Source organism: Streptomyces sp. NEAU-sy36, from assembly GCF_013423905.1.
Lineage (GTDB): Bacteria > Actinomycetota > Actinomycetes > Streptomycetales > Streptomycetaceae > Streptomyces > Streptomyces misionensis.
The window spans coordinates 6,603,352-6,615,598 of record NZ_CP058977.1; the positions used below are offsets into that span (position 1 = coordinate 6,603,352).

Here is a 12,247-nt window from a genome sequence, read left to right on the forward strand (position 1 = left end):
TCCAGGGCACGGGGCTCCGGGGGTGCGTACACGAACGGCCGTCACTCAGGGTACCAGGCGGCGGCCGGCCTCTTCGCCCCGGTCGCCGAGCGTCCCCGCTGGTCCGCCCGTGGCCACTAGGGTGAGCGCCGGGACCGTACGCAAACGTCGGGAAGGGGTCGCCGCACCATGGCGGAGACGGAAGCGGAGATCAAGGCACGCAAGGAGCGCGAGCGCGACGAGCTGTACGCGCTCGACATCTCGGACGTCGAGTGGCACTGCGCCCCGGGCACCGAGGAGCACGAGGAGCGCGTGGAGATCGCGTACCTCCCCGAAGGGGCCGTCGCGATGCGTTCCTCCCTCGATCCGGACACGGTGCTCCGCTACACGGAGGCGGAGTGGCGGGCGTTCGTGCTGGGGGCGCGGGACGGCGAGTTCGACCTGAAGCCCATGGCGCACGACGGGGGACCCGAAGCGCGGTAGGCGGTCAGGGAGGGGGCGGCACGCGTTGTGCCGCCCCTCTCGTGTGCCCGAGGGTCAGTGCTCGAGGCCGGCGGTGCCGACGCCGAAGACCGAGATGACCGGGCCCGCCTTCCTCGGGTCCTCGCGCTCCAGCCGGTACGGGGCGAAGAAGGCGCGGCCGTGCTCGTACAGCAGGACCGAGAACTCCGGGTCGTCCTCCACCTTCCCGTCGGACGTCCTGTCCTCCTCCGTCGGCAGGCGGAACAGGAGGAACGGGGTCTCCTTGCCGGTGCGCGGGTTCCAGTCGACGATGGCCGCGGGCTGCACCTCGTCCATGCTGCTGCGGTAGACGATCAGGTCGTCGCCGTTCATGCGGACGGGGAGCACCGACTGGAATTTGCGGCCGCTGAACGTGGCCACGGCGGTGCCCTTCCGAACGTCGAACGCCGTGATGTGGTTCGCCGGCTTGAAGGGGTCGTCGGAGTCCTTGCTCCTGACGAAGACGCGGTCGCGGCCGGTCACGATGCCGGAGCACTTGTCGACGACGCCGAAGAAGCCGGAGGTCTCCGGATCGCAGTAGGGCTCGTAGTTCTTCAGCGAGATGGTGGCCAGCCGCTCGCCGTTCCCGGGGTCCAGGGTGATCAGGTCGGTGACCATGACGTCCCCGGCGGCGACGGCGAGCACGGGCGGGTCGGAGGACGGCAGGAAGACCTCCTGGACGCCCTTGCTGACCGAGTAGCTCCACGCGACCTTGCCGGTGCGCGGTGCGAGCTTCTCCACCCGGTAGGTGCGCTCGCCGGCCTGCTTGCAGGTGACCAGGGCCAGCAGCGCGGGGCCGCCGGCGTAGCCCGCGTCGTGGCACTGCGAGGTGGCGAGGGTGGTGTTCCACAGCCGCTTGCCGCTGTCCGTGTCGTACGCCGCCGAGCCCTGACCCCAGGCGATGGCCACGACCCCCCGGGTCAGGGCGACGTTGGTGTTGGTGACGTAGGCGAACTCGGACGACGGTATCTTGCGCTGCCAGAGCTTTTTGCCGGTGTTCAGGTCGACCATGAGCACCTGGTCGCAGGAGCTCCCCGAGGTCTGGATCACGACCGGGGTCCGGCCGTCGACCGTGACGTCGCGACTGACGGCGCAGACGGGGCCGTCGAGGTCCAGCTTCCAGGCCCGGTTGTCGGTGTCCAGCGAGCCACCGATCTTGTAGCCCGCGATCCAGTTGGCGACGGTCCGGGCGACGATCTTGTCCGTGGCCCAGGTCCCGGGCGCGTACCGGAACTTGTTGGCGAGGACGTTCTCCTCGTGGTCGACGACGGTCTGCCCCTCCGGGGAGACGGGCGCCTTCTCCACGCTCTCGCGGCCGTCGCGCACGTCGCCGGGGGCCTGCTTCGCCGCCTTGGCGTCGCCGTGCCCCGCGTCGCCGGACGAGTGGTACCAGAGCAGCCCCGCACCGGCGCACAGCACGACCGCGACGACCGCCGCGAGCACGCCCAGGAGGCGTCGGCGGCGGCCGCGCGACTGGTCGGCGGCCAGCGCCGACTGTGTGTACATGGACGGGGGCGGGCCGAAGCTCACGCTGCGAGATCCTTCTCTTGGCCGCCCCCGCGGGGGCGGGCGGGCCGACGGGGCGGTGCCTCAGGTCACTTGCTGGTCATCGCGCGGGCCGCGGCGTACACGTCGAACACGGCGAGGGCGAGGGGTACCAGCGTGAGGAGCACGAAGCCCTCGACGATCTCCAGGAACCGGCCCCAGAAGGGGCTCAGGCCCCGGCGCGGGACGATGAGTCCCAGGGCCGCCACGAGGGCCGCGCCGGCCGCGATCGCGGCGGCGAGCCAGACGGCGCGGATGTCGAGGCCGGAGCGGTCGCCGGTGAGGGCGTCGCGCAGGATGGACTGCGGCGGGTTGAGCGCCAGGCCGAGACCGAGCAGGACGAGCGAGCCGAGCCCGGCCGCCAGCAGCGGGGCGACCTGGCCGGTGTAGCGGAAGAGCTGGGCGCGCATGAGGAGTGCCACGGCCGTGGCGAGGGCGAGCAGCTGGGCCCAGATGTCGTCGGAGAAGCCGAGCACCGCGGTCGAGGCGAGGGCGGTGAGCGCGCAGCCGGCGACGAGCCCGACCAGGATCTCGTGGCCGCGGCGGGCCTGGGCCTCGATCCGCTTCATGTCGACCGGCTCCTGCACGGTGGTCTCCGTGCCGTAGACGCTGCTCTGGGCGGAGTTCGGCGGTTCGAAGCCGATGGGCAGCCGGGCGAAGCGCATGGAGAGCCCGGGCAGGAAGGCGAGGCCGCCGACCGCGAGGGGCGCGCACAGGGCGGCGATCTCCTTCGCTGTCCAGTGCGCCAGGACGGCCGTGAACACGGTGAGCAGGCCGAGCGCGGCGGCGAGGACGAAGGCGACGAACGGGGCGTCCCCGCCCGGTGTGCACAGCGTCAGGACGACGGCGGCGAGCAGCACGGCCGCGCAGGCGAGCAGGAACTGGAGTTTCCCGATGCCCTGGCCGTGGGCGAGGGGGAGCAGTCCGGAACCGGCCACGGCGGCGTTGGGCAGGGCGCCGAGGCCGAGGGCGATGGCCGCGCCCCGGTCGTCGTAGACCCGGCCGCGTACGGCGGCGAAGACGACGAGGAGCACCGCGGCGACGCCCGCGAGGACGCCGGGCAGGCTGTGCATGTCGTGCCCGGGGTCCGCCTGCCAGGTGACGAAGGCGAGCAGGGCCGACAGGACGCCCGCGCCGACGAGGCCGGCGGCACGGGTGAGGTCGTCGCTCCACAGGGTGCGGTGCCGGGTCACCGAGGAGGCGACCGCCTCGGAGACGTCGTCGAAGACGGCCGGCGGCAGCGACTCGGAGAAGGGGCGCAGGGTGAGCAGTTCGCCGTCGAGAATCCGCTGCGCGGCGAAGGACCGCGCGCTGTCCAGGACGGTGCCGTCCCGGCGTACGAGGTGGTAGCCGACCGGTGCGCCCTCGGCGGGCTCCTGCCGGGAGAGCCTGAGGACCTCCGGGTAGATGTCGGCGACCGGGATGTCGTCGGGCAGCGCCACGTCGATCCGGCTGTCGGGCGCGACGATCGTGACCCGGCAGAAACCGAGCCCCGACCCGGACCCCGTGCCGGGCACCGCTGTTCCCGTGGTCGTCGTGGTCACCTCGTACTCCCCCTCAGTGATGATTCTGCGCCCGTGATGTGAAAATCCTGCTCGATCCCCGGGGCGGACACCCGAGAATCGACGCAGAGGGCGTCGCCCGGCTCCGCCAGGGGTGGCGTGCGGAGACGCCTCGCACGGAATACCCCGGTTCGCGGGGTGTGTTCGCGTGTGCTCAAGCGAACACCCGGCACCCTACCCCGCACCGGTCATTCGTGGAGTCAGTAGGATCACGCGGCGGCCTGCGTCCGTCCGTCAACGGGGGACGGACCTCATTCTTGGGGCCCGGCAAAGGAATTGGGGAGCAGTGAGTCACATCGTCGTGAAGCGCCCGCCTCGGGCGCTGCCGTCCGAAGTGCCCACGGGGGAGGTCGTTCTCCAGCCTCCTCCGGAATTGCCCCGGGGGCCGCAGGAAAGCGTCCTCATGCAATTGCTGCCGACACTCGGCATGGGTGGCTCGGTGGTCTTCTTCTTCACGAACGGACAGCCGTTCATGAAGATCATGGGCATGGTGATGATCGCGTCCACCGTCGCCATGTCCATCGCGATGGTGATCCGCTTCCGGCGTGGCTCGCAGGGCCAACTCGCCGATGTGCGGCGCGACTACATGCGTTACTTGTCGCAGACCCGGAGCGCCGCCGTGGCCACCGCCAAGGCCCAGCGCGACGCGCAGTACTACCTGCACCCCTCGCCCGAGCAGTTGTGGGCGCTGGTCGCCGAGGGCAGCCGGGTGTGGGAACGCAGGCCGGGCGACGAGGACTTCGCGCAGGTGCGCATCGGGCTGGGCGCCCAGGAACTGGCCACGCCGCTCATCGCCCCCGAGGCCGGCCCGGCAGGGCGGCTGGAACCGCTCACGGCCGGGGCCATGGAGCGGTTCGTCGACGTCCACGGCACCCTGGGCGACCTGCCGATGGCAGTCTCGCTGCGCGCCTTCTACCACGTCACCGTCAGCGGTGACGCGGAGTCCGCGCGCTCCTGTGTACGCGCCCTGACCGGCTCGCTGGCCGCGCTGCACTCCCCCGAGGACCTGATCGTCGCCGTGGCGGCCGGCCGGGACACGCTCCCGCAGTGGGAGTGGGTCAAGTGGCTGCCGCACGCGCAGGCGGCCGACGCCGTGGACGGGGCGGGCTCGCGCCGGCTGATCGGCCCCGACGCCCGCGAGCTGGAGGACCTGCTGGCCGACCGCCTCGCCGGCCGGCCGCGGTTCCACCCGAGCGGCGCGCCGCTGCTGGAGGAGCCCCACATCGTCCTCGTCCTCGACGGCGTCTCCCTGCCGCCCGACTCCGTCCTGTCCAACCTGGAGGGGCTCCAGGGCGTGACGGTGATCGAGGTCGTGCCCGGGGAACTCGCCGCCGCCCGCGGCGACCTGTGGATCGTCGCGCAGCCCACCGCGCTGCGCCTGGAGTCGGCGAGCGGCGAGGTCTACGAGGGCACGCCGGACGCCCTGTCGTACGAGTCCGCCGAGGCCCTCGCCCGCCAACTGGCCCCGCTGCGCCTCGCCTCCGGCGGTGATGACGACGAACCGCTGCTCGCCAACCTGGAGTTCACCGAACTGCTGAACCTGGGCGACGCGGCGTCCGTCGATCCGCAGCGCACCTGGCGGCCGCGCGGCCTCGCCGAGCGGCTGCGGGTGCCGATCGGTGTCGGCGTGGACGGCCGCCCGGTGATGCTGGACCTCAAGGAGGCCGCCCAGGAGGGCATGGGCCCGCACGGTCTGTGCGTGGGCGCCACCGGTTCCGGCAAGTCGGAGCTGCTGCGCACCCTGGTGCTGGGCCTCGCGGTCACCCACTCCTCGGAGACCCTGAACTTCGTCCTCGCCGACTTCAAGGGCGGTGCGACCTTCGCCGGCATGGCGCAGATGCCGCACGTGGCGGCGGTCATCACCAACCTGGCCGACGACCTCACCCTGGTCGACCGCATGGGCGACTCGATCCGCGGCGAGCTGAACCGCCGCCAGGAGCTGCTGCGCGACGCGGGCAACTACGCCAACATCCACGACTACGAGAAGGCGCGCGCGGCCGGCGCCCCGCTGCAGCCGATCCCCTCGCTCGTGCTGGTGATCGACGAGTTCAGCGAACTGCTGACCGCCAAGCCCGACTTCATCGAGATGTTCGTGCAGATCGGCCGCATCGGCCGTTCGCTGGGCGTGCATCTGCTGCTGGCCTCGCAGCGTCTGGAGGAGGGCCGGCTGCGCGGCCTGGAGACGTACCTGTCGTACCGGATCGGTCTGCGCACCTTCTCCGCGGCCGAGTCCCGCGCGGCCCTCGGCGTCCCGGACGCCTACGAACTCCCGAACGTGCCCGGCTCCGGTTTCCTGAAGTTCGGCACGGACGAGATGGTCCGCTTCAAGGCGGCGTACGTCTCCGGTGTGTACCGCTCCGGGGGCCGGCAGTCCGCTTCGGCCGGCGGGCCGCTGCCCGTCGACCGGCGGCCGGTGCTGTTCACCGCCGCGGCGGTGCCCGTGCGGTACGCGCCGGTGCCGCAGCAGCGGACGGAGCCGACCGCGCAGGTCGACGACGCCCTCGCGGACACCGTCCTCGATGTGATCGTGCGCCGGCTGGAGGCGCAGGGGCCCGCGGCGCACCGGGTGTGGCTGCCGCCGCTGGACAGCCCGCCCTCGCTGGACGGGCTGCTGCCCAAGCTCACGGCCGTCCCGGGGCGCGGGCTCACCCAGCCCGGCTACGAGGGCGCGGGGCGCCTCGTCGTCCCCGTGGGCCTGGTCGACAAGCCGTACGAGCAGCGTCGTGAGCCACTGTGGCTGGACTTCTCCGGCGCCGCGGGCCATCTGCAGCTGCTGGGCGGTCCGCAGTCCGGCAAGTCCACCATGATGCGGTCGCTGATCTGTGCCTTCGCGCTGACGCACACTCCGCAGGAGGTGCAGTTCTACGGCCTGGACTTCGGTGGCGGCGGCATGGCGGCGGTGGCCGGCCTTCCGCACGTGGGCGGGATCGCCTCCCGCCTGGACCCGGAGCGGGTGCGGCGCACGGTGTCCGAGGTCTTCGGTGTGCTGCGGCGCCGCGAGGAGTACTTCCGGACGGCGGGCATCGCCTCGATCCAGGACTTCCGCGCCCGGCGCGAGCGGGGCGAGATCTCGGTCACCGACCAGCCGTGGGGCGATGTGTTCCTGGTGATCGACGGCTGGGGCAATTTCCGCACGGACTACGACAGTCTGGAGCCGGCCGTCCTGGAGATCGCGGCGCGCGGCCTCGGGTACGGCATCCACCTGGTGCTGACGGCGTCGCGCTCGATGGAGGTCCGCGCCAACCTCAAGGACCACCTGATGAACCGCCTCGAACTGCGGCTCGGCGACACCATGGACTCCGAGATCGACCGCAAGGTGGCGGCGAATGTGCCTGCGGGCGTGCCGGGGCGTGGTGTGTCGCCGCAGAAGCTGCACTTCATGGCGGCGGTGCCGCGGATCGACGGCCTCACCTCCGACACGGACCTGGCCGACGCGACGGCGGCCCTGGCGGCCGAGGTCTCCCGGCACTGGCAGGCACCGGGCGCACCGCAGGTGCGGATGCTGCCCCGGGAGCTTCCGGCGGAGCAGCTGCCCACGGGGGACCGCTTCCCGCGGCAGGGCGTCGCCTTCGGCATCGACGAGAACGACCTGGAGCCGGTCTTCGTCGACTTCGAGCAGGACCCGTTCTTCCTGGTCTTCGGCGAGAGCGAGTCGGGCAAGTCGAACCTGCTGCGGCTGCTCATCACGCAGCTGACGCAGCGCTACTCGGGCGACGAGGCGAAGTTCTTCGTGGTCGACAACCGGCGGTCCCTGCTGGATGTCACGCCGGCCTCGCACCTGGCCGAGTACATCCCGATGTCCAACGCCATGGACCACCACATGGTGGCCCTCGCCGACCTGATGAAGCGGCGCACGCCCACCGCCGATGTCACCGCCCAGCAGCTGCGGGAGCGCAGCTGGTGGCGGGGCCCGACGGTGTACGTGGTGGTGGACGACTACGACCTGGTGTCCACGTCCAGCGGCAACCCGCTGGGGGGCCTCGTCGAACTGCTGCCGTTCGCCCGTGACGTCGGCGTGCGGTTCATCATCGCCCGCTCCACCGCGGGCGCGGGCCGGGCCTCCTTCGAGGCGTTCATGCAGCGGATGACCGAACTGGGCGCCCAGGGCGTGATCCTGTCCGGCGACCCGAGCGAGGGCGACCTCCTGGGCGGGGTACGGCCGCGGCCGATGCCGGCGGGGCGCGGTGTCTTCGTCTCGCGCAGGAGGGGGAAGATGCTGGTGCAGACGGGATTGGTGGACGTGGAGTACTGACGCCCCGGCCGAGGGGCCCGGCGGCGTTTCCGCCGGGCCTCGGCAGCGCTCCGGTCGCCGCGATGGTCTGGATCGCCGTCGTGGTCGTGGATGCCGGGGCGGAGTGTGGGGCAGCGGGGCTGCTCGGCACCGGAGAAGCCGCCACCGCCACGGAGACGCCCGCGGGTGTGGCCGCGTGGCACCGGGTCGCAAGGGCGACGGAATGCCACAGACGAGGGGTGGGTACCTCCCGCGCGTACCCACCCCTCGTCGTTCTCAAGGCGTCCGACTCACTCGAAGTAGCTGGCGCCCTTCAGGTCGCCACCGCGGTAGTCACCGCCGGCGGCGTGCACCCGCTGCGTGATGGAGAGCAGCGCCTGGTGGATGCCGGTGGCGTGCTGGTCCCACGCCTTGGACTTGCGCTGGAAGGCGTCGTACGCCTCGCCGCCCCAGCCCTCGGCCACGTCGAGGACGCCCTTCTTCAGAGCGCTGAGGTCGTCTTCCAGCTTCTTGGCCACGTTGCCGAGCTCGGTGGCGAGCGAGTCCAGGGCGCCGTACTTGACGGTCAGATCCTGGTAGTGCGGATCGGTCATGTCTTCTTCCTCTTCCTTCGGATCCGGTCAGTACAGGTTGAGCGCCGAGGTGCTCGCGCCGGCGTCCACCTCGATCTTGTTGATCGTCGAGTGGAGCTCGTCCTCGAGCTTCGTCTTGTCGGCCTTGTTGAGACGGATGCCCTCGAGGAAGTCCTCGAGCATGCGGCCGATGGCGGCCATGTGCTCGTTGATCTCGTGCTGCTTCGTCTTGAACGCGTTGGCGCCGTGGCCGGTCCAGTGGGTCTCGATCATGTCGATCGTGCCCTGGAGCTTGCCGAGGCTCGTCTTGACCGACTCGTAGCGGTCGATGACGTTCGTCTGGAGCTTTTGTGCGTGGTCATCATGAAACTTACGGCCGTCGGCCATGTCGGCACTCCCCTTCGTGAGAGCTGTGCTTCTTGTGACTGCGCATCACCGAGTGGTGACGCCTTTCGTGTGAACCGTCAGGCACGTCGTCGTGACCGGATGACGGCGAACGCGGCGCCACCGATCACCACCAGTGCGGCGGCCGCTCCGACGACCACCCACGTCAGGGTGTTGCCGGACGACTTGGAGCTTGTGTCGGCGGCGGAGGTTTCTCCGCCGGAGGGGGACTTGGCGGGGTCCGAGGAGCCGGCTGGGCTGGGTGAGGACGAGGTCTTCGGCTTGCCGCGCCAGTTCTCCGTGGCGAGCGGGTCGACGTTCGCCGGTCCGGGGTTGTAGTGGGGGTTCTCCAGCACCTTGCGGGGACGGACGATGCCGTAGCCGAGGTAGTTGCTGGGGGTCTCCTTGGGCCACTCCCGGCCGGCGGTGTCGATCAGCGAGCGGAGGACCTGGTTGGCGGTCCAGTCGGGGTGTACGGACCAGATGAGAGCTGCGGAGGCGGAGGCTACGGCGGTGGCGGAGCTGGTGCCGTACTGGTCGCAGTAGGAGCGGAAGGTCGCATCACACCACCCGGGCATGTCCACGCCGGGAGCGGCCAGATCGACATCGCGCCCATGGGTGGAGAACTTCCCCACCGTTCCCGTCTTGTCGATGGCAGAGACCCCGACGACGTAAGGGTATGAGACCGGGTAACCGGCGTTGTTCGTCGTCTTGGCGTCGTTGCCCGCAGCGGCGAACATCAACTTGCCCTTCGAGGCGGCGTATTTGATTGCCGCCTGCTCGTCGTCATAGCTGATGTCGCTACCGAAGGACATGTTGATGATCTTGACGTCGCTGTTGGCGATAGCCCTGATCACTTTGCTCACGTCGGGCGCCTTGTTCGCCTCGGGGAGAGTGAACCCGTTGCCCGCGATGCGGTAGGGGACGATCTTGGCTCCGGGTGCCAGGCCCTTCATGCCTCCACCGTGCCCTGTACCGGCGATGATCTCGGCCATCGTGGTGCCATGGCCGTCCAAGTCCTTTGTGGCCCCGTAGGAAAGGGACTTTGGTACTTCGTCACCCAGTACCTGGCCCTGGAGAGAGGGGGTCGAGGGATTGACGCCCGAGTCGACGACGGCAATCTTGACCCCCTTTCCCGTGCTCGTCTTCCACATCTGATCGGCCTTCATCGCCGACAGGTACCACTGCTGCGACTGGACGTCGGCGGCAGCCGCGCTGGGGGCCAGGCCCACCGGCAGAGCCATCAGTGCGCCGAGTGCTGCACACGCGGCGGTCACTCGTTTCGTGCTCGCTGACAACATGCCTCTCGTACGTCCTCGCTTCATGTCGTTACTCGGTCTCCGGCGCCTGTCGCCGGCGCGACTTCTTGTCGTCGCGGTCCCGTGGGGGGCGTCGGGCGGTCGCGCGCCCCGGCAGGTGCTCATCGGAGGCACGCGCACCGTTCCTGGCCGTCGCCGCCTTGCTGTTGGAAGCCCCCACCGCACCGCCGGAGGGCACGGGCCTGCGCGCAGCCTGTGCCTCACCGCCCTCCGGCTCGGCTGCTCGGATCACCCCGCGCTGACCGGGCCGCTCGACGGCGCGCGAATCACGAGCGGCAGGCTCACCGCCGATGACCGTGCCGCGCGGCACTCTGGAGCCGTTGACACCCTTCGCGGGGGGCGTGGTCGGCCGACCGCCGACGACACCGCTGGTGCGTGCCGCCCCGGTCGGGCCCGTCCCGCCTACACGCTCGCCGGGCGCGCCCCCGGTCCGGGGCGTTCCGCCGACGATGCTGCGACCGACCGGGCCCTGCCCCACCGGGGCCTTGCCCAGGGGGGACTGGCCCATGGGCGTCCTGCCCATGGGCGACACCGGCCCACGCGCGCTCGCCTGTCCCGGCCCTATAAACTGCCGCCCCCCGGCAATCGGGCCGCGTCCCGTGCCTGTTCCGACTGCCGGCTCTTCAACAGCGGGAACGGCCAACCGGGAAGGGGAAACCGGACCTCGCGTCCCACCTGCTCCGGTACGTCCCGCAGGCATGCCCATGTTCGGGACCATAGGGCCGGTGGGGAAGGGAGTAATCGGCCCCCCACCGCCGCCGGGGGCAGGCGTCGTCGGCGGCGTGACCTGCACCGGCGGCTTCACGGTGTCCGGGGGCAACGTGTTCACGCTGTCGATATTGGTCCCGACATGCGGGGCCGGGTCCACATGTGCATGCCCGCTCGGCGGCACCACCACGTGGTGCAGCTTCGTTCCGGAGTCGGTTCCTGTCACGCTATGCCCGCCTGGAGCGATAACGGAGTGACTGACCGGCGCCCCTGCCGCGGTTGTGTGGCTGGAAGTCGTCTGCCCTCCGCCGGTCGCACCGTCGTCCCGCCAACCATTGAAGGCCTTCGGCACCCCCATGTCCGGCATCTTCCCGAACGTAGGGCCGTCCTGCCCCCGCAGGTTCTCTTCCGATACGGCGTAGTACGACGCAAGCCGGTTCATCTGGTTGATCGCCTCTTGGCGATTCCTCTCGACGGCCTGGGCCGTTATGCCGTGCGGGTCCATCTTGACCTGCTCGGCGGGCGTGAGGCCCTTGGGCCGGGTGTCGCGGGGCGGCATGGATTTGCTCACGGAGGCGAGTCCCATGCTGGCCGCGGAGACCTGGGTGCCCACGGTGTCCGCGAAGAAGCCCAGTTCGTAGGAGTTGTTGACGAGATCACTGGCCCAGTTGTGGAACGCGGTGGCCGCCTCGCCCTGCCAGTCGATCCGGCTGATGTGACCCAGGAGTTCATCGGCGGCGGCCCAGATGGCATCCCGGGCGTCCCAGAAGCCGTTCGCGGCGTTCTCCAGGTCCTCCGGCTTCGCGGACTTCACCATGTCGATCATGTCGTTCAACTGGTGGTTCTCGAAGTCGCTGACCCGGCAGCCGCCACCCTGTTTGTTCAAGCTCGGCGCGGCGCACTGGTTCTGGTCCATCGCCGACTTCTCTTGCTTGAACTGCTGATCAGCCGCCCAACGATCAAACTGGTGCAGATCCGGCTGCTTGTCGTGGTCGCCCATCAGATGTCCCCGTGTGCCTGCTTGTCGTCGGTGCGCTTCTGGTGCTTGCGCACATCGTCGTACTGCTCGTTGATCTCCGTCCGGATCTCGTGGAAGCGGCGCCGCTGGTCGTTGTCCAGGTTGGCGAATCCGATGTCCGCGCCGTGCACGGCGATCTGCATCGCCTCGATCTGCAACGTCAGCGACTGGGAGAGCGTCATGAGGCGGTCGTGCACCCGCGTGTACTGGTTGTGCAGACTCACCGACTCGGGGAACCCGCCATTGCCGCAGAACGAATCGGCGGCCAGCGTGTGCATCGCCACCTTCTTGGCCGAGCCGGGCGAATCCTCGAACGTCTTCAGTACCGCGTCCACCCGTGTCTTGAAGGTCTTCAGTGCCTCCAGACCAACCTTCAGTCCGCCCGCGCCGTCGTCAGGCCGCACGTTGCGCCACCCCCGTTTCCATCC

Annotated in this window: 9 protein-coding genes; 2 read left to right on the plus strand and 7 right to left on the minus strand. The window is 70.4% G+C overall.

The genetic code is table 11. The features are described from left to right. The first annotated feature begins 168 nt into the window (after positions 1-168). Entirely contained in the window at positions 169-462 is a 294-nt protein-coding gene (locus HZZ00_RS28680; RefSeq protein ID WP_070022128.1) for a DUF397 domain-containing protein, read from the plus strand. Between the two features lie 54 nt (positions 463-516). Here HZZ00_RS28680 and HZZ00_RS28685 read toward each other — a convergent pair whose 3' ends face one another. Together HZZ00_RS28685 and eccD are read right to left on the minus strand one after the other, a co-directional pair. Beyond that, entirely contained in the window at positions 517-2,010 is a 1,494-nt protein-coding gene (locus HZZ00_RS28685) for a PQQ-binding-like beta-propeller repeat protein (protein WP_180329152.1), read from the minus strand. Between the two features lie 65 nt (positions 2,011-2,075). Further along, positions 2,076-3,569, minus strand: a complete 1,494-nt coding sequence (gene eccD, locus HZZ00_RS28690; RefSeq protein ID WP_180329153.1) for a type VII secretion integral membrane protein EccD — start codon at positions 3,567-3,569, stop codon at positions 2,076-2,078. 304 nt (positions 3,570-3,873) lie between these two features. Here eccD and eccCa point away from each other — a divergent pair, with 304 nt between their 5' ends. Then, the gene (gene eccCa, locus HZZ00_RS28695; RefSeq protein ID WP_180329154.1) at positions 3,874-7,839 is read left to right on the plus strand and encodes a type VII secretion protein EccCa; all 3,966 of its coding nucleotides are present in this window, start codon (positions 3,874-3,876) and stop codon (positions 7,837-7,839) included. A 269-nt stretch (positions 7,840-8,108) separates the two neighbouring features. On the opposite strand, the gene HZZ00_RS28700 is transcribed toward eccCa, so the two are convergent. The 5 genes from HZZ00_RS28700 to HZZ00_RS28720 form a co-directional block, all read right to left on the minus strand. After that, positions 8,109-8,411: a WXG100 family type VII secretion target gene (locus HZZ00_RS28700; protein ID WP_070022134.1), complete on the minus strand. Its 303-nt coding sequence runs from the start codon at positions 8,409-8,411 to the stop codon at positions 8,109-8,111. A 27-nt stretch (positions 8,412-8,438) separates the two neighbouring features. Next, positions 8,439-8,777 carry a WXG100 family type VII secretion target gene (locus HZZ00_RS28705; RefSeq protein WP_070022136.1) on the minus strand — a complete coding sequence of 113 codons (339 nt, stop codon included), beginning with the start codon at positions 8,775-8,777 and terminating at the stop codon, positions 8,439-8,441. Between the two features lie 77 nt (positions 8,778-8,854). Next, positions 8,855-10,075 carry a S8 family serine peptidase gene (locus HZZ00_RS28710; RefSeq protein WP_180329155.1) on the minus strand — a complete coding sequence of 407 codons (1,221 nt, stop codon included), beginning with the start codon at positions 10,073-10,075 and terminating at the stop codon, positions 8,855-8,857. A gap of 28 nt (positions 10,076-10,103) precedes the next feature. Then, complete coding sequence (locus tag HZZ00_RS28715; RefSeq protein ID WP_180329156.1) at positions 10,104-11,801, minus strand: hypothetical protein; 1,698 nt, start codon at positions 11,799-11,801, stop codon at positions 10,104-10,106. Further along, positions 11,801-12,223: a hypothetical protein gene (locus tag HZZ00_RS28720; protein WP_180329157.1), complete on the minus strand. Its 423-nt coding sequence runs from the start codon at positions 12,221-12,223 to the stop codon at positions 11,801-11,803. The genes HZZ00_RS28715 and HZZ00_RS28720 overlap by 1 nt, the downstream gene beginning before the upstream one ends. Positions 12,224-12,247: the final 24 nt, after the last annotated feature.